Annotated in this window: 14 protein-coding genes; 11 read left to right on the forward strand and 3 right to left on the reverse strand. The window is 53.9% G+C overall.

Annotated features, from left to right (window positions below):
- Positions 1-75 precede the first annotated feature (75 nt).
- The 7 genes from msrA (at position 76) to P40081_RS06025 (ending at position 9144) form a co-directional block, all read left to right on the forward strand.
- A complete protein-coding gene (msrA, locus tag P40081_RS06000) occupies positions 76-1053 on the forward strand; it encodes a peptide-methionine (S)-S-oxide reductase MsrA (protein ID WP_081969838.1) in 978 nt (325 codons plus the stop codon).
- Between the two features lie 100 nt (positions 1054-1153).
- Positions 1154-1297, forward strand: coding sequence for a hypothetical protein (locus P40081_RS38265; protein ID WP_156118541.1), 144 nt, complete (start codon positions 1154-1156; stop codon positions 1295-1297).
- A gap of 96 nt (positions 1298-1393) precedes the next feature.
- Positions 1394-2938: a histidine ammonia-lyase gene (gene hutH / locus P40081_RS06005; RefSeq protein WP_042134072.1), complete on the forward strand. Its 1545-nt coding sequence runs from the start codon at positions 1394-1396 to the stop codon at positions 2936-2938.
- A gap of 511 nt (positions 2939-3449) precedes the next feature.
- Positions 3450-5129, forward strand: coding sequence for a urocanate hydratase (gene hutU, locus P40081_RS06010; RefSeq protein ID WP_156118542.1), 1680 nt, complete (start codon positions 3450-3452; stop codon positions 5127-5129).
- Positions 5129-6403 (forward strand): imidazolonepropionase, encoded by a 1275-nt coding sequence (gene hutI / locus P40081_RS06015; RefSeq protein WP_042134075.1) that lies wholly within the window; start codon positions 5129-5131, stop codon positions 6401-6403. Before hutU ends, hutI begins: the two co-directional genes overlap by 1 nt.
- Entirely contained in the window at positions 6403-7815 is a 1413-nt protein-coding gene (locus P40081_RS06020) for a Zn-dependent hydrolase (RefSeq protein ID WP_081969839.1), read from the forward strand. The genes hutI and P40081_RS06020 overlap by 1 nt, the downstream gene beginning before the upstream one ends.
- Positions 7816-7827: 12 nt before the next feature.
- Positions 7828-9144 carry an amidohydrolase family protein gene (locus P40081_RS06025; RefSeq protein WP_042134079.1) on the forward strand — a complete coding sequence of 439 codons (1317 nt, stop codon included), beginning with the start codon at positions 7828-7830 and terminating at the stop codon, positions 9142-9144.
- A gap of 164 nt (positions 9145-9308) precedes the next feature.
- Here P40081_RS06025 and P40081_RS36205 read toward each other — a convergent pair whose 3' ends face one another.
- Complete coding sequence (locus tag P40081_RS36205) at positions 9309-12101, reverse strand: S-layer homology domain-containing protein (protein ID WP_052421690.1); 2793 nt, start codon at positions 12099-12101, stop codon at positions 9309-9311.
- Positions 12102-12526: 425 nt separating this feature from the next.
- Between P40081_RS36205 and P40081_RS06035 the strand changes: the two genes are divergently transcribed.
- The 4 genes from P40081_RS06035 to P40081_RS06045 all read left to right on the forward strand — a co-directional run bounded on the left by P40081_RS06035 (position 12527) and on the right by P40081_RS06045 (position 15796).
- Positions 12527-13261: a ZIP family metal transporter gene (locus P40081_RS06035; protein WP_081969841.1), complete on the forward strand. Its 735-nt coding sequence runs from the start codon at positions 12527-12529 to the stop codon at positions 13259-13261.
- A gap of 12 nt (positions 13262-13273) precedes the next feature.
- Positions 13274-13408 (forward strand): S-layer homology domain-containing protein, encoded by a 135-nt coding sequence (locus tag P40081_RS40000; RefSeq protein ID WP_371916258.1) that lies wholly within the window; start codon positions 13274-13276, stop codon positions 13406-13408.
- A gap of 593 nt (positions 13409-14001) precedes the next feature.
- A complete protein-coding gene (ltrA, locus tag P40081_RS06040; RefSeq protein WP_042132671.1) occupies positions 14002-15294 on the forward strand; it encodes a group II intron reverse transcriptase/maturase in 1293 nt (430 codons plus the stop codon).
- 208 nt (positions 15295-15502) lie between these two features.
- Positions 15503-15796, forward strand: coding sequence for a hypothetical protein (locus P40081_RS06045; protein ID WP_042134081.1), 294 nt, complete (start codon positions 15503-15505; stop codon positions 15794-15796).
- A 119-nt stretch (positions 15797-15915) separates the two neighbouring features.
- Here the strand turns inward: P40081_RS06045 and P40081_RS06050 are convergent, their stop codons facing one another.
- Both P40081_RS06050 and P40081_RS06055 read right to left on the reverse strand, forming a co-directional pair.
- Positions 15916-16824 (reverse strand): aldo/keto reductase, encoded by a 909-nt coding sequence (locus P40081_RS06050; RefSeq protein WP_042134083.1) that lies wholly within the window; start codon positions 16822-16824, stop codon positions 15916-15918.
- 155 nt (positions 16825-16979) lie between these two features.
- Positions 16980-17969, reverse strand: a complete 990-nt coding sequence (locus P40081_RS06055) for an aldo/keto reductase (RefSeq protein ID WP_039302057.1) — start codon at positions 17967-17969, stop codon at positions 16980-16982.
- Between the last annotated feature and the right edge of the window lie 143 nt (positions 17970-18112).

Here is an 18112-nt window from a genome sequence, read left to right on the forward strand (position 1 = left end):
TCACAGCGTATTCCGCTCTCGTGAAAAAGGATATTCATATATAATAGGGGAAAAGAGTACAAGGAGGCGGTCTGGTTGACTACTAACAATACACTCCAGGTGGCCACCTTCGCCGGCGGCTGCTTTTGGTGTATGGTCAAGCCGTTCGACGAGCTGCCGGGTATAATCTCGGTGGTATCCGGTTACACGGGAGGACATACGGAGAATCCTACCTACGAGGCATTAGGAAGAGAAGCTACAGGGCATAGGGAGGCGGTGCAGATCACCTTTGACCCGGAACGTTTCTCTTATGAACGTCTGCTGGACATTTATTGGCAGCTGATTGATCCGACAGACGGCGGCGGGCAATTTATGGACCGGGGGCGTGCTTACGAGGCGGCGATTTTTGTACACAGTGAAGAGCAGCGGCAGAAGGCGGAGCTGTCGAAGGCGGCGCTTCAGGCCAGCAAGCGGTTCAAAGCACCGATTGTGACGGAAATTCTGCCGGCAGCAGCCTTCTATCCGGCGGAAGCGGAGCATCAGCATTATTATAGAACCCATCCGCTGGACTACAAGCTGTACCAGAAGGGTTCAGGCCGTGATGATTTCACGGAGCTGCACTGGAATAGCCGCGAAGACAAGAAGCAGCTGCTGAAGCAGCTGACAGAGCTGCAATATGAGGTCACCCAGAAGAAGGCTATGGAGCCGCCGTATCAGAACGAGTATTGGAACCACTTCGGGGAAGGGATCTACGCCGATATGATCAGCGGTGATCCGCTATTCAGCTCCACGGACAAATTCGATGCCGGCACCGGCTGGCCCGGATTCACCAAGCCGGTGGAAGAGGGGCTGATCCGCCGAGAAGCGGACTACGGCAGCGGTGAAGTACGGACGGTGCTGCGCAGCAGGCTGAGCGGGGCTTATCTGGGGGATTTATCCTACGATGGCCCGGAGCCGGCGAAGCTGCATTACCGGGTGAATTCCGCCGCACTGCGTTTTATTCCGAAGAATGAGCTTGCGGAGAAAGGGCTTGGGCGGTATTTAGAGCAGTTTGAGCGGGAGAGCCGAGGTTAACTCCGGATGAAGGCTGACTTCAGGACGGAATATCATATGTATTAGGGCAGGCTTCCGGCTCTGGGGGACTGCCCTAACTTGTTTTTAATGGGGATTATTCATGATTAGCGAGTGTAAGGCATATTATATAACGTCAAGAAAAGATGAGATCTCCGGCATGGGAGAAGCATCGGCTTCAGTATGGGGGAAGATGTCCGGCAGCGTGGAGCATGAAGCGGTAGGATTTGGATTCAATCATATCTAGGGATTATTAGCCGTAATATAGCGATTAGTGATATAGAAGCCGGTACCTCTATTAGGGTATGGGCTTTTTCTATTACCCGGGAAGCAGGTGAGGCATATGCCCAACATTGACAATCAAACCGTCATGATCCACGGCAATACATTAACCATTGAGGAAGTTGTTAAGGTGGCCCGGTATTATCGGATGGTGGACCTGAGCGAGGAGAGCTGCCGCAAGGTGGACCGTACCCGCCAATATGTAGAGAAGCTCCTGCTGGAGAAAAAAGTGGTGTACGGCCTCACGACCGGCTTCGGCAAATTCAGTGATACGTACATCTCGCCGGAGGATACGAAGCAGCTGCAGCTTAATCTGATCCGCAGCCACTGCTGCGGAATTGGCGAGCCGTTCCCGGAGGAGGCTGTGCGCGCAATATTGCTGCTGCGGATAAACGCCTTATCCCTTGGTTATTCCGGCATCCGTCTGGAGGTGATCCGGCTGATGGTGGAGATGCTTAACCGGGGCGTAGTTCCGGTGATTCCGGAGAAAGGCTCCCTGGGCGCAAGCGGTGACCTTGCTCCCTTGTCGCATATGGTACTGGTTCTGATCGGCGAAGGCGAAGCCTATTATCAGAGTATACGGATGCCTGGTGCTCAGGCGCTGGCCAAGGCGGGGCTAGCGCCAATTGTCCTTGCGGCCAAGGAGGGGCTGGCCCTGATCAACGGAACACAGGTGATGACCGCTGTCGGCACGCTGGCCTGCCGGGATGCGCTGAATCTGGCCAATTGGGCCGACTGCACGGCCGCATTGACCTGCGAGGCGCTGCGGGCAGTCCGGGATGCGTTCGACCCGGCAACGCATGCGGTTCGTCCGCATCAAGGCCAGCGCCAGGCGGCCGATAATATCCGCAATCTGACAGCCGGCAGTAAGCTGATGACTAATCAGGGGGAAGTGCGGGTGCAGGACGCCTATTCGCTGCGCTGCGCGCCGCAGGTTCACGGCGCAAGCCGTGATGCGCTGGCGTACATCGCAGAGAAGCTGGAGATTGAGATCAACTCGGCCACAGACAATCCGCTGATCTTCGCGGATGAAGACAAGGTAATCTCGGGCGGGAACTTCCACGGGCAGCCGGTTGCGCTGCCGATGGATCATCTGTCCATCAGCGCGGCGGAGCTGGCGGATATTGCCGAGCGGCGGATCGAGCGGATGGTTAATCCGCAGCTGAACGAGGGGCTGCCCCCGTTCCTGACGAAGAACGGGGGGCTGCAGTCCGGGTTCATGATCGCCCAGTATGCGGCGGCGTCTGTGGTGTCCGAGAATAAATCACTGGCTCATCCGGCCAGTGTGGATTCGATCCCCTCCTCCGGCAATCAGGAGGATCATGTAAGCATGGGCACGATCGCCGCCCGGAAGGCGAAGCAGATCGTCGACAATGCCTATGCGGTGCTGGCGATCGAGCTGCTCTGCGGGGCGCAGGCTGCCGATTTTCGGGGGCCGGAGCTGCTCGGGGCGGGCACGAAATGGCTGTATGACCGCTGCCGGGAGCTGGTCCCGTTCGTGGACGGGGACCGGGTCCTGTCCGGTGATTTCGCCACCATCGCCGAGTGGATGAAGGAAGCGGATGTGCTGGAGGAGCTGTTCGCACTGGTTCCGTTTCATTCCTGATCAAGGGCAAGCAGAAACATTCGATTCCGCTAACCGGTTAGTTACTGGAGGACGGGGTTCGGCCGATCAAGCCTTTTGGCGAGTTTTAAACGAAGCAATGGGGCGGTAATGTAACAGTTTGCTCGGAGTTCATGTCTGGAAGCCGGCTGAGAACTTTAGTTCAGCCGCAATAGGCATAATTGTTGTAAATTTTGCAATTTTGATACCTGGATACCCGGGTGTTCAGGGGGATTGTTGTATGGAATACAACAATTCTCCCGCTAAGCCGGTTGGAAGAGGCGGAATGCTGTATTTTCTACAACAATTTCCGGTTACGGCCGATTTGATGAAGGGAATGTTGTATTTTGTGCAGGAATTTTAATCGAAAATGTAATTCGCTACCTTGCGGGATAACGCTGCATTCAACCACGTATGAAAGTTTGCCGCTGGAAGGGGAGTTATCTGCAGCTTAAGCAGTCACAGGATTCCCGGCATGATCAGCATGTTCAATGGAGGAAGGGGAGTTAAGAATATGAATATGGATGAACCAAGAGTCTGCCGCGCGCCAAGAGGCAGCGTGCTGAACACCAAGGGCTGGGTGCAGGAAGCGGCGCTGCGCATGCTGATGAATAATCTCGATCCCGAGGTGGCGGAGCACCCGGAGCAATTGGTTGTCTATGGCGGGATCGGCAAGGCCGCGCGCAACTGGGAGAGCTATGATGCTATTGTGCGCTCCCTTAAGATGCTCGAGGACAACGAAACTCTGCTGATACAGTCCGGCAAGCCGGTTACTGTCTTCCGCACCCATCGTGATGCCCCGCGTGTGCTGCTGGCCAATTCCAATCTGGTGCCGGCCTGGGCCAACTGGAGTACCTTCCATGAGCTGGACCAGAAAGGGCTGATGATGTACGGGCAGATGACGGCGGGCAGCTGGATTTATATCGGTACGCAGGGGATTGTGCAGGGGACCTATGAGACGTTCGCGGAGTGTGCGAGGCAGCATTTCGGCGGTTCGCTGCAGGGGACGATCACACTTAGCGCAGGACTCGGCGGCATGGGAGGCGCGCAGCCGCTGGCCGTCACCATGAACGGCGGGGTATTCATCGGCATCGATGTGGACCGGACGCGGATTGAGAAAAGAATCCAGTCCCGCTACTGCGATGTGCTGGCCGAAACGCTGGATGAGGCGCTGTCGCTGGCTGATGCAGCCCGGGACACCGGGCGGGCACTTTCGGTGGGCCTGCTCGGCAATGCGGCAGAAGTACTGCCGGTGATGATATCCCGGGGCTATGTCCCGGATATTCTGACCGACCAGACCTCGGCCCATGATCCGCTGAACGGCTATGTGCCGGAAGGCTTCACGGTGGATACGGCTAAGCAGCTAAGAATTGAGGACCCGCAGGGATATATACAATTGGCGCGAAAGAGTATCGCCCGCCACGTCGAAGCGATGCTGGAGCTTAAGCGGAGGGGGGCGGTTACCTTCGATTACGGCAATAATATCCGCCAGGTCGCCTATGATGAAGGCGTGAAGCAGGCTTTTGACTTCCCGGGCTTCGTCCCGGCCTACATCCGCCCGCAATTCTGCGAAGGCAAAGGACCGTTCCGCTGGGTCGCCCTGTCGGGCGATCCTGAAGATATCTATAAGACGGATGCGGCTATTCTGAAGGCATTCCCGGATAACGAAGGGCTGCAGCGCTGGATTACTCTGGCGCAGGAGAAGATCTCCTTCCAGGGGCTGCCTGCACGGATTTGCTGGCTCGGCTACGGTGAACGGGCGAAGTTCGGGCGGATTATCAATGATATGGTGGCAGCCGGAGAGCTGTCTGCGCCGATTGTTATCGGCAGGGATCATCTCGACGCAGGCTCTGTCGCTTCCCCCAACCGGGAGACGGAAGCGATGCGTGACGGCAGTGATGCGGTATCGGATTGGCCGCTGTTGAATGCGCTGGTCAATACCGCTGCCGGTGCCAGCTGGGTATCGCTGCACCACGGCGGAGGCGTCGGCATGGGCTATTCGCAGCATGCCGGAATGGTCGTGGTGGCGGATGGAACGAAGGAAGCGGAAGCACGGCTTGAACGGGTGCTGACCTCAGATCCGGGGATGGGCGTAGTCCGCCATGCGGATGCGGGTTATCCCCTGGCTGTGGAGACAGCCAAGGCGCAAGGCATTGTGATGCCCATGCTGATTGACCCGAAAGGAGTCAAGTGATGATCTATATTCAGAACGCTGCGCAAATCGCGACGCTTGGCGGTGCCAGTAATAAGCCGAAGACGGGCAAGGAGATGGAGGAGCTCGGGCTAATCGGGCATGGGGGAATCGTGATTGAAGACGGTATCTTCACCTTCGTCGGCAGTGATGAGGATGCGCGCAGCTATGTGGAGCAGCATGCCGGAGATAAGCAGGTGACGGTGTTCTCAGCGGAAGGAAAGACTGTTGCGCCGGGGCTGGTCGATCCCCATACCCATGCCGTTTTTGCCGGCTCCCGGGAGTTTGAGCTGAATCTGCGGCTGCAGGGCGCTAAATATATGGACATTCTAAATGCCGGAGGTGGAATTCTGTATTCCACCGAACGGACCCGGGAAGCTACGGAGGAACAGCTGATCGCCGAAACCTTGAAGCGGCTGGACCGTTTCCTGGCGCATGGGGTTACCACCATCGAAGCCAAGAGCGGATACGGATTGCGGCTGGAGGATGAGCTGAAGCAGCTGCGGGCGGCCCGGAGGCTGGATGCTTCCCATCCGGTGGATGTGGTGTCCACATTCATGGGCGCGCATGCCGTGCCGGTGGAATATCGCGGCGATGCGGATGGATATGTCCGCAGTGTGATTGAAGAGATGATTCCGGCTGTGGCCCGGGAGGGGCTGGCGGAGTTCTGTGATGTGTTCTGCGAAGAGGGAGTATTCACGGTGGAGCAGTCCAGGGACATTCTGGAGGCAGGCCGGAGCTGGGGGCTGAAGCCCAAGCTCCATGCCGATGAGATTGTCTCCTGCGGAGGAGCGGAGCTGGCCGCCGAGCTGGGGGCAGTGACAGCGGATCATCTGCTGCATGCTTCCGAAGCTGGCATACAGGCGATGGCGGAGAGCGGAGTAATCGCCGTATTGCTTCCGGGCACAGCCTTCTTCCTGATGGCGAAGCCTGCGGATGCGCGGGCGTTGATTAATGCCGGTGTGCCTGTTGCGCTGTCGACCGACCGCAATCCAGGCTCTTCCCCGACGGAATCGCTGCCGTTTATTATGAATCTGGCCTGCCTGACGATGGGCATGACTCCGGCGGAGGTGCTGACGGCCTGTACAATCAACGCGGCACATGCGATCTGCTGTGCGGATGTGATCGGCAGCATTGAGGTTGGCAAACAGGCAGATCTGGTAATGTTCGATGCGCCGAATGTTCTCTACCTCCAATACCATTATGCGGTGAATCTGGTGGATACCGTGTTCAAGAAGGGTGAGGCAGTCATTCAGAACGGAAGGAGGGTATGGTGATGAGAGCCTTGCGGATTAATGCGGAACGTCTGCAGAATAACATCCGGGAGCTGGCCAAGTTCGGCCTGAATGAGCAGACCGGAGGGCTGGACCGGACGACCTTCACTGAGGCCGAGCTGGCCGCCCGGCAGTGGCTCAAGAGTAAGCTGCTGGATCTGCAGCTTAGGGTCAGGGTAGATGAAGCGGCGAATATCTGGGCCACCCGGAGGGGAACGGGACAGGGGACTATATCCGGAGATTCGGATGTTATGGAGTGTCCAGAGGCTCCGGAAGACTTAGAGGTTTCAGGAGTTCCGGATGGGCAGAGGATTTCCGATCCGTCAGGAAATTCCGTAGCTGCCGGCGGTTCCTGTGCTTCCGGCAGAGCACGGGAGAGCCTTCCGGTGATCGCATTTGGCTCCCACATCGATACGGTTCCAAACGGCGGGAAATATGACGGTGCGCTTGGCGTTCTGCTGGCTCTGGAGGTTATGACAGTACTGGAAGAGAACAAGATCAACACCCGTCATCCGCTGGAGCTGGTTTCCTTCAGCGCGGAGGAGCCGAACCCGTTCGGACTGTCTACGTTTGGCAGCCGGGCAGTCTCGGGCAAGCTCAGACAGGATGATCTTGCCGGAGTGCGCAATGATCAGGGGCAGCTGCTGACGGAGGCGCTGCGGCGGGCAGGCGGCGATCCTGAGCATTTCGAACAATGCCGGAGGGACCCCGAGGCGCTTGCGGCTTTTCTCGAAGTCCATATTGAGCAAGGTAAGCGGCTGCTGGACCGGGGCATTCCAGTGGGAATCGTCACCGCCATCACGGGAATTTACCGCGAGGAGATTACCGTCACGGGGGAAGCGAATCATGCCGGTACCACCTTGATGCAGGACCGGAAGGATGCGCTGATGGGCGCTTCCGAGATGATGCTGGCGTTCGAAGCGGTCTGCCGGAAGCAGCCGGCGGATGAAGCCGTGGGCACGATCGGGCGGATCAGCAATGAACCGAATGCCGCCAATATTATTCCGGAGAAGGTACTCTTCCACCTGGAGGCCAGGGGAGCGGACCGCCAGCAGATTCAGGAGATGATAGGGGACTGGAGCCAGCAGGCTGAGGGGATTGCCCGAAGCAGAGCCCTCCGGCTGGAGCGGCGGCTGATTCTGGATCAGGCGCCGCAGCCAATGGATGCACGGGTCATTGATGTGAGTGCTGCGCAGGCAGAAGCGCTGGGGATTCCGGTTCTGCAGCTGGGCAGCATGGCTGGTCATGATGCTACGCATATGGCTTCGCTGACCTGCGCGGGAATGCTCTTCGTACCGAGTCTGGGCGGCAAAAGCCATTGCCCGGAGGAAGAGAGCCGGATAGCGGATATTGAGAAGGCGGGCAATGTCCTGCTGCAGTCTATTCTGGCACTCGATGAGCAACTAAGCCGTTAGGAGGACCAAACCATGCGCGAAATATATTCTGCAGATGTTCTGTACACGCAGGACGAATTCAAGAAGAATGGCGCTCTGCTGGTGGAGAACGGGATAATTACGGATGTGGGAGAACGTGAAGAGCTGCTGGGCCGCTATCCCGATGCCAGGCACATCCACTGGGAGAACAGAGCTATCGTTCCCGGTACCGTCAATTCACATAATCACTCCTTCCAGAGTCTGCTGCGCGGGATCGCGATTGATAAGCCGTTTCTGGATTGGCGGGATCAGGCCCTGTACAAGTACACACCGCTTCTCGATGAAGAGGCCATCTATACCGGCGCGCTGCTTGCCTTCGGAGAGATGCTGCGCTACGGAATCACGACCGTCTGTGATTTCTTCTATGTGCATAACGGCGGAACTGTCTACGATGAAGCTGTGATCCGGGCCGCGGGTGATCTGGGAATCCGGCTTGTATTTGCCCGCACGATGTATGACTGGACCGGGGCACCGCTGGCTTACCGGGAGACGGTTCCGGAGGCTGTAGAGCGGACGAGGTCATTAGCCAAGAAGTATCAGGGTAATCCCATGGTTACGGTACATCCGGCTCCGCATAGCCCGCATGCGGCTTCACCGGAGATGATTAAGGCCGGGCATAAGCTGGCCATGGAGCTGGATACACCTTTTCACATCCATGTGGCAGAAGAAATGTTCGAGGTAGAAGAGATCCAGCGTGACTATGGCCTGCGGCCTGTGTATTATCTGGATTCCCTGGGCGTTCTCGATGAGCGGATGATTGCGGTTCATCTGGTCTGGGTGGAGGATTCTGAGATTGAACTGATTGGCGCAAGACGCGGGTCGCTGGCATACTGTCCGTCCAGTAATATGTTTCTGGCTGACGGGGTGACCCGCATTCCCGACCTGCTGAAGGCAGGCGTCAGAGTGACACTCGGGACTGACGGAGGCTGCAGCAATAACCGGATCAGCGTGTATGAGGAGATGCGCATGTGTGCGCTTCTGCAGAAGGTCAGCCGGCTGGACGGTACCTGCATCACCGCCGGACAGGTGTACCGGATGGGCACCCGGAGTGCCGGGGAGATTCTGCAGCTGCCGGTGGGTTCGCTCGAAACCGGGCAGCACGCCGACTTCGCGGCGCTCGACCTTCAGGATCTGTCGCTGGCTCCGAAGCGGGAATTGTTCGCGAACATGGTCTATGCCATGCAGCCGGGAGCGATCCGGACAGTAGTCGTTGGCGGGAAGGTGGTTTTTGAACAAGGAAAGATCAAGGCAGTATCCGAGGCAGCCATCGGAGGACGGGTAGACCGGTTGTTTGAGAAGTGGGCGAAGTAAAGGGAGGAATGGATAGATTAATGATAGAACGGTGGAGTCCAGGTAGTCAGATTGATGTCAGGCAATTGGACAAATGAATGCCAAATAGCCAGGCTATAGAAAGCCTGGCTATTTGGTGTGGAAATATAATTTAACATACATGTTAAATTGGGCTGCTGCGTGATCTATTCTTCTTCGTTAGCAATTAAACTGAAAATCCAATGTAGATCTTTTATTGCCTGAATGTATTGCTCGGCCGTTGCTTCAGGATTGCTTACAACTACTTCTGCGGCAGTTAGAGGATCGGCAAGGCGATCGTCATTCAGAGTTCGTGCATAGGCAATGGTTTCAGGCAGCGCAGTGAATACGCTTGGAACTGTAATGAAGATTTCTTTGGTAACTGCAGAACTGTCGAGTTTCAACTCCAACGTAATACTATATTTCACCGGCTCTGCAGTTCCGTTATAATCCATGTACCATAAATAATAGTCTCTAAGTAGATATACATCATCAGTAACGGTAGATGGAGCTTGGAAATCCATAATTCTAACATCAAAATCTCTAGGCCACTCGAACGCTGGATCAGCCATATAGACCGTTTGGCCAACAGTCATTGTGCCGGGAAGTACCCGGTCCTTGAAGTTGCCGGCGATGGTTGTAGCCAGTTCTGCATAAGATGCTTCGGAGAGCACCGGGATAGGAATCGCATAGCTTTCAGTACGATTCGGCTTTTTCAGGGAAATATAGATAGTGGTATACTCTTTTCCGAAATCAAGTCCTGTCATTCTAATACTGGTTGATTCACCATACACTGTTGCAGTCTGCAATGGTTCAGCTGTTCCACCCTCTTCTGAGTACACAGAGATCACATCTCCTGGCTCAAGTCCATAAACATTTACAATGTCGTTGGTACCGACATGATTCTCCACAGAAAGGTTGTAGGTATTAGGCGTAGGACTCACATCAACCTCAACATAAGGGGGATTCACTGTCAACATGTTCGTGTCTGTGAAGCTCAGCTCACTGCCTGCAACATTCATATCAAACACATGCCAGTATTCATCGGTGCTGTCTGCAACAGGGATATGGTAAGTTTTTACCGGTGTTGCGTTGCTGCCGTTGTAGATTTCTACTTTGGCTCCGGAAGCAGCTAAGGTTTGCGTATGATCTGCTCCGTTTCCGCTAAAGTTGTGGACGTAGAACGTATATTTGCCGTCGACACGTTTGCGGATGGTAGTAGTCTCCGGACCGTATGAAGAGGTATCATCATGATCCAGATCGGCATACACTACATCATTATTGGAGAATTCTCTGTCACCGTACCAGGTATGGAAGGATTGGTTGCCAGGTGCAGGCCCAATCAGATGCGAATCTTCATCATACGGATACTCGCCCCAGGTGAGAACAATCCGGATTTCGTCGGCAGCCGGAATTTTTATAGCTGTAGCATTCTGTTCAGTGTTCTTATGGGTCGTCAACGAAGCGCCAATCACGTAAGTAGTAATATATCCTGCTTTTGATAACTCTCCGGTATAGATGCCGGGAGCCAGATTGGCAAAATACTTGCCTTCCGCATCCGTAATCACGCTGGCGGCAATGGTTCCGGTTGTCGCTGCAAGACCTTTACGGAAATGGATAGTCATATCCGCTACCGGGTGATTGTCCACATCCGAGATATAACCTTCGAATCCGTAGACCACCTCGGTTACTGCGTGTGAATTGCTGCTGTTTCCGGACACTACCGGAGCGCCAACAACAGCTGAAGCATTATTGCCGTAGCTCACATGTCCCGGAGTCTGGGCGATGGTCGAGCCGCTGGCATTAATCAAGGCAGTGCCAATGGAGCCTTTTCCGGTTACTGAGGCAACAGCATTTAGAATCAGCGTATTGATACTTGCTCCGCTAGCGATATCAATTCTTGTATTTGCGGCACCTGGAGCAAGCGTGAGCTGCCCGATGGAGCCCGAGGTCAGGTTGACCTTAATAGCGGTAGCGAATATATCTACCGTCTCAAAGGTTCCGGCCAAAGCTACTTCTGCACTCGCCGGAATAGCTGCGGAGAGATCGATATTACCGAAGCCGCTGCCGGTTCCGCTGCCTTCTTCAAGCAGTGCACCTGATTGCAGAGTAATCTGTTCAACCGAGCTGGTACCTTCGGTGACAATTCGGATACTGCCGTCCTTCTTATTGACAATGACGGTTACAAGCACTGAATCCACTACATGGATACTGTTCTTTCCGCCGCCTGCAATGGTAGTGGTACCCTTAACCGTGACATTCTTCAGGGTCACATCACCTTTGCCTACAGCTTCGCTGATCACCAGATCACCTGTGATGATGGTATTGCTCAGCACAACTTCGGACGCTTCAATATACACAGAGCCGTTGACTGTGACAACGCCTGTCTCAGGTCCATAGTTACCTGCTTTATCGTAAACGATTGTATTAGCGGAAGAGGACGTTTGGAGTTTCAAGGCCCGGTCCAGCACACTGACAGCTTCTGCCCGGGTAGCCGTAGCGAGCGGTCTGAATTTTTGACCATAACCGTTCATAAGGCCTGCTGCAGCAATGGCGTTAATCTGCTTCTTGCTCCACTCATGGCCTGCAGCCGTATCCGTAAATGAAGCGGCCATATCCACTGCGTTCAGCTTAAGGACAGAACTTACAATGACCGCCATTTCTTCACGGGAAAGTGACTGATTGGGTCTGAAGGTCTGATCCGGGTATCCCATTATGTATCCTGCAGCAGCAGCTTTGGTAATATCCGTATAAAACCAGCTGGATGATTTGACATCCGCATAGGTGATTGCTGCTGTATTCGTATAACCAAAGGATTTGTTGATCAATGCTGTGAATTCGGCACGGGTAATTTGGTGGTCAGGCTGAAGAGATCCATCCTGATAGCCGGTAAGCAATCCTTGCTGCTGCCATTCCGTAAGGACACCCTCCGCCCAATGGCCGGCTGCGTCTTTGCCCACAACGGTAGCTCCGGAAGTATCATGAGCACTGGAAGCAGCGAATGATTGGCCCAAAGACATGAGATTCATACAAATACATAGCAATATAATAAGCGTGTTTCGGCGTAGCCTGTTTTTACTCTTCAATTCTTGACACCAGCTTTCATTAAAGTCTAATTAGGAAAGGTAAATGTTATGTAAAGGAACCTCCTTTGAATGTTAAATACTACTATTGAATGACGAAGAATGTCTATGAAATATTAGTTTTTTTGGAGTAAAAAGTAGTATTTTGTATAAAAATAGGATATTTGATTTAATTAATTGCGTTATTATGTAAATGTTTTTGTAAACCGGGATAATACGTAATAGTGAAATTCTGGTTATATTTAAGGCTGCCGGAAGCATAAGCTTGTCTATAAGTCCTGTCCACAAAAGGGGTTGAAGACTTGGCGAGTGCGTTTCTAGGCAGCTTTTTATCTGCAATGGCTACGGTTCTTGGCGTGATTCCCATCCTGTTCGTGAAGCGGCTGTCTGAGCTGTGGAAGGATGTGCTGGTTGCCTTTACCGCCGGAATTATGGTGTCCGCGACCACCTTCGGACTGATGCCGCAGGCGATCAAAGAGTCGGGAATCATCGCTCTTACTCTGGGTCTGATTACCGGGGTGCTTCTGCTTGATCTGATCGAGAGCCATATTCCGCATATTGATGTGGAGAACAAGCCCGGTCTCAGCAATCTGGATTCCAAAGCGCTGCTCGTGATGATCGCGCTGTTCATTCATAATATTCCCGAGGGTCTGAGTACCGGCTTCAGCTATGCCAGTGAGCAGGCGAGCCTGGGGCCCATGGTAGCTATTGCGATCGGTGCCCAGAATATGCCGGAAGGCCTGATCCTGGCAATATTTCTGATGAATGCCCGTGCGACCCGGCGCAAGGCATTGACTATTGCCGCCCTGACCGGCCTCATGGAGATGGTGTCGGCGGTCATCGGTTATTTTACAGCCAGCTATGTGCAGAATGTAGTTGGTTACGGGCTGGCCTTCGCAGCCGGAGCGATGCTCTTCATTGTCTATAAGGAGCTGATCCCTGAGAGCCACGGCCATGGATATGAGCGGCCTTCGACTTATTCGTTTATATTTGGATTGCTGGCGATGGTGTATATTACAACGTTTTTTGGCGGATGACGGATTTGTTCCATCACTGCCTGGGCGCGGCCGTATGCCAGCGCTGCCCGGAAGCTTGGGCTGATCCTGGGACAAGGCGGCAACAAATTTAATCCGCTGCAGAAGGCTACGCGGGCTGAAGCGGTACAATTGATCTCCAAACTATAGTTTCATTGATCTCAATATTAAGACCGCCTATGGTGTAGACACCAGGCGGTTTTTTGTATTGGCGTGCCCAGAGGCACGCATTATCTAATTGGTGAAAGTCCAATCAAAGGAGGGGCCAAGCCACCTTTGTAGCTAGGATGCTTGCGCATGGCGAAATCTGTGTGTAAAAGCGCATCGACAAAAGTACGGGTCAGAGACCGGGCGAGCAACAACCCAGGCCGCAACATCAAGTGAATCCTGCCGCGTCGTCAAAAAGGCCCTGCGAAGGGGAAGAGAGGATGCCGAGTCTCGCTATACTGGACGAAGGCCAAGGAAACTGTACAGAACTTGGATCAGCAGTGAAGAATCCTCCGGCGTATAGGGAACGGCATGGGTTGAAAGATAATGCAGTGAACTGGGGAGACCCTCCCCCACACGGGATTTTTTTTTTTAGGAACCCGTAAAGAGGCGCTCTATAAGTCCAGAAGACGAAATGAACCGTCTGTGGGAAGGGAGTCCGAGGGGCTCATAGTACCGAAGAACCTAAGGACAACATAACCTTAGGGAGGGAAGGAGCCCTGCTTTGTTTATGCTTTTGGAGGAGGTACGAGTGAGTGAATGCCAAACGGCTAACGACACCCAAGGAAAAAGTTCAAGAACTCCAAGAAAAGCTAGGTCAGGCGGCCAAGGAGAACAGTAAGCGTAAATTCCATGCGTTGTACGACAAAGTCTATCGGTGGGATGTGCTGTGCGAAGCCTGGAAACGGGTGAAAGCAAATAAGGGAGCGGCCGGAGTAGATGAGGTGACGCTTGCAGATATTGTGGAACAAGGAGAAACAAGGTTCCTCAAGGAATGCGAGCGAGCATTGAAAGAAGGCAATTACCATCCGCAGCCCGTACGACGGCACTATATCCCGAAGAAAGACGGGAAGCCAAGACCGCTGGGCATACCCACCGTGCGCGACCGAGTAGTGCAGATGGCAACGAAACTCGTGATTGAACCCATCTTCGAAGCAGACTTCGAAGATGTATCCTTCGGATTTCGCCCGAAACGAAGTGCAAAAGGAGCGCTAGATCGAATCCGGAAAGCCTGCAACCGCAAAGGGAATTGGGTAGTCGACGTCGATATCCAAGGCTACTTCGACAATATTAATCAGGAGAAGCTTATGAAATTGGTACAAATGCGTATTAATGACAGGCGGATCCTAAAGGTAATACGGAAGTGGTTACAGGCGGGAGTCATGGAAGAAGGAAACGTAAGGCGATCCGATTTAGGTACACCGCAAGGTGGCGTCATTTCACCGCTTCTGGCGAACATCTACTTGAACTATTTTGACCGACTGTGGGAGAAACACGGAAGTGGATTGGGAGAACTGACAAGGTATGCAGACGACTTTGTTGTGGTCTGTAAATCCAAAAAGGACGCCGAGCATGCCTATGAGCTCATAGGCAGAATCATGGAACGTCTGGAACTGACCTTACATCCAACCAAAACCCGTATTGTAGGCCTATGGACAGGAGACGAAGGGTTCGACTTCTTAGGGATGCACCACCGAAAAACGAAAGCAGAGACTTCTCAAGGGAAGGTGTACTACACCACGCAGCAGTGGCTAACAAAGAAGGCAGAGGAACGTATTCGAGGAGTGGTCAAAGAAAGATTAGCACCGCCGAGTATGCGCTCAAGATCATTCGTGGAGCATGTGGAATGGCTCAATCCAAAGATTCAAGGATGGAGAAATTACTATTACACGAACTACAGCCAGAAGAGGTTAGCCAAGCTTGACTGGTATATCTTGCAGAGATTCACACGGTGGTATGCGAAGAAGAGACAACGCGGGAGATGGATGAGTTCAGTTTCTGAAGTTAAGTATAGTGCCAAGCAATATGGACTAAAAACGCTGTTGTAATCTGCATGCCCATGAATGACAAACATCGGAAAGCCGTATGAGGGAAAACCTCACGTACGGTTTGATGAGGAGGGGCTGGTTTAAATCCAGCCCTTTACTCTAGAACTGGAAGCGAGACACGATTTGCGTCTGCTTCCCAAAGCAGCTATACTGGCTGTTATCCCAGCGATTCATAGAGCGCTAGCTTGAAGATGGAAGGTGTGATTTGATGGACAGACTAACCTGGGAAGCTTTACTGACATTTGTACTTCTGGTTGCTGGTTTCATAAGCTTGTATGCTGCCATTCACAAACGGACGAACTTTGCCCGTTACAGTATGACGGTTCTGCTGATTGCCAGCGGGGCTCCACTCGCGGTGATGCTGGTGCTGGAGAGCAGAAGAGACGCGCTCGATGCGAATATTGGGCTGGGTATGGCCTTTTTGCTGACATGGCTCATTACTGCCCTGGTATTTGCAGCTTCGGTGATTATATGGATCGTTAAGAAGAGAAAGCACGGTTAACCGGATTTATCGCTGTAATTCAAACTTGTTCCCCGGAGGTATGAAAAAGAAGCTGTCCAATGACTGCAGATTTCCTGCAGCTTCAAAGGCAGCTTCTTTCGCTTTGGAATCATTCAACTCTACAAGTGCACTGTATACCGTCCTGCCTTGCTCACCTTACGGACAGTCTCTAGCTCAAGGGCTGAGAGCGGCGGTGAGGTAGCGGATGCAATATTCTGCCGCAGCTGTGCAAGGCTGCTCGCCCCCGGAATAATTGCGGCAACGGCAGGATCAGCCAGCGGATACTGCAGCGCTGTCTGCGTCAAGGTACGGGTGAGGGTAGTCTGCTGCATCAGCTGGCCGTGCAGCTCTGACAGCTCCGCAGCAGTATAGTCCAGATATGCCCGCTCCGCCTTGCTGCGGCCATGTTCTGTCAGGGTGCCGCTGGCCAGCGGTCCCCGCGCAATCAGGCTGATACCCTCCCGGGCCAGCAGCGGAAGGATGCTCTCCTCCGGGCGTCTGTCGAGAATGCTGTACTGGCTCATCACACTGACTATTCCCGAGCGCTGCACATATTCCCGGATGACATTCGGCCGGATGGAGGAAATCCCGTAATGACGGATTACCCCTTCCTGCTTCAGCTCTTCAAAAGCTTCGATAGTCTCGTCAATCTCATCTTCCAGCGTTCCCCCGTGCAGCTGATACAGATCGATATAATCAGTCTGCAGCCTGCGCAGACTCTCTTTCACAGCCGAGCGGATATAGCTTTTGGAAGCATCCCAGCTCCAGCCCTCTTGGCCGGGAATTCTGCGGTTGCCCACTTTGGTGGCCAGAATTACATCTGCACGGCGGTGCCGGATCGCCTGGCCGACGATTTCCTCATTGCGGCCTTCATCGTAGAGATCGGCGGTATCCAGGAAATTGATTCCGTGATCAAGCGCTTCGTGAATAATAGCAGCGGCCTTCACCTCATCCGTCCCCAGCGTCATACAGCCGAGGCCCATGGCGCTTACATATAAATCAGATTGTCCCAAACGGTTAGTGTTCATCTGACCTGACGTCCTTTCGTTACTGTAATTGTGTCTATTGTATCATCCTGATACGCCAAAACGGCAATCCCGCCGCCGCTGGCTGTCAGCCGGGCGGGCAGGATTGCCGTTATAAGTAAGAATAGATGTTGTCTTTCAGCCTTCCAGACGCCGGATTATCCGCGCAGAATGTTCTCGATCTGCTCCAGCTCTTCTGCGCTGAGTTCAGGCGCATTCAGGGAAGCTACAGCATCTTCGATCTGGCTGACTTTGCTCGCGCCGATCAGGGCGGAGGTCACTTTGCCGCCGCGGAGTACCCAGGATAAGGCGAGCTGTGACATCTTCTGTCCGCGGGCAGCGGCAATATCGTTCAGCTTGCTTACCTTGGCGATCACCTCGGCCGTGATTTCCTTCTCGGAGAGGAACACGCTTGGTCCGGCTGCACGGGAATCTGCGGTAATGCCTTTCAGGTAACGGTCGGTCAGGATACCCTTTTGCAGCGGAGAGAAGGCGATAGTGCCGATGCCTTCTTCAGCCAGCACATCCTGCAGCCCGTCTTCGATCCAGCGTGACATCATCGAATAGTTCGGCTGATGAATCAGGCAGGGAGTGCCGAGACGGCGGAGAATCTGCGCGGCTTCACGCGCTTCTTCAGGCTTGTAGTTCGAAATACCGACATACAGCGCTTTGCCCTGGCGTACAAGCAGATCCAGTGCAGACATGGTTTCTTCGAGCGGTGTATTCGGATCTGGACGATGGTGGTAGTAGATATCCACATAATCCAGGCCCAGCCGCTTCAGGCTCTGATCCAGACTGGATACGAGATTCTTCTTGGAGCCCCATTCGCCGTACGGGCCGGGCCACATATAGTAGCCGGCTTTGCTGGAGATGATCAGCTCATCGCGGTACGCGGCGAGATCCTTCTTCAGAATCTGTCCGAAGCTCTCTTCGGCGGAGCCTGCGGGCGGACCGTAGTTATTGGCGAGATCGAAGTGGGTAATCCCCAGGTCGAAAGCGCGGCGGACCATGGCCCGGCCGTTCTCGAACACATCGTTGCCGCCGAAATTATGCCAGAGTCCAAGCGAAATCGCCGGGAGCAGCAGGCCGCTGCGGCCGGTGCGGTTATATTTCATAGTGTCATAGCGTTCAGGACTAGCGATATACATATTATTCCTCCTACAATTTGTTGGTTAGTGTGTTCTGTGATTAATGTGTACAAACTGGCGCTCCCTATCCGGGGAATGTTAGCGTTTGCTTCTCCGGCCGGGGCACGTTCTTATTGTACCGAATCCGTGCGGATAATCGTATG

It is taken from the genome of Paenibacillus sp. FSL P4-0081, from assembly GCF_000758565.1.
Classification (GTDB): Bacteria; Bacillota; Bacilli; order Paenibacillales; family Paenibacillaceae; genus Paenibacillus_AQ; species Paenibacillus_AQ phytohabitans.

Bases quoted from the DNA above. Each gene is read 5' to 3' on its own strand.
- P40081_RS06020 (WP_081969839.1), top strand. From the start codon at position 6,403: ATGAGAGCCTTGCGGATTAATGCGGAACGTCTGCAGAATAACATCCGG.
- P40081_RS06055 (WP_039302057.1), bottom strand. From the start codon at position 17,969: ATGTATATCGCTAGTCCTGAACGCTATGACACTATGAAATATAACCGC.
- P40081_RS06050 (WP_042134083.1), bottom strand. From the start codon at position 16,824: ATGAACACTAACCGTTTGGGACAATCTGATTTATATGTAAGCGCCATG.
- P40081_RS06025 (WP_042134079.1), top strand. From the start codon at position 7,828: ATGCGCGAAATATATTCTGCAGATGTTCTGTACACGCAGGACGAATTC.
- hutU (WP_156118542.1), top strand. From the start codon at position 3,450: ATGAATATGGATGAACCAAGAGTCTGCCGCGCGCCAAGAGGCAGCGTG.
- P40081_RS06045 (WP_042134081.1), top strand. From the start codon at position 15,503: ATGGACAGACTAACCTGGGAAGCTTTACTGACATTTGTACTTCTGGTT.
- hutI (WP_042134075.1), top strand. From the start codon at position 5,129: ATGATCTATATTCAGAACGCTGCGCAAATCGCGACGCTTGGCGGTGCC.
- hutH (WP_042134072.1), top strand. From the start codon at position 1,394: ATGCCCAACATTGACAATCAAACCGTCATGATCCACGGCAATACATTA.
- P40081_RS38265 (WP_156118541.1), top strand. From the start codon at position 1,154: ATGATTAGCGAGTGTAAGGCATATTATATAACGTCAAGAAAAGATGAG.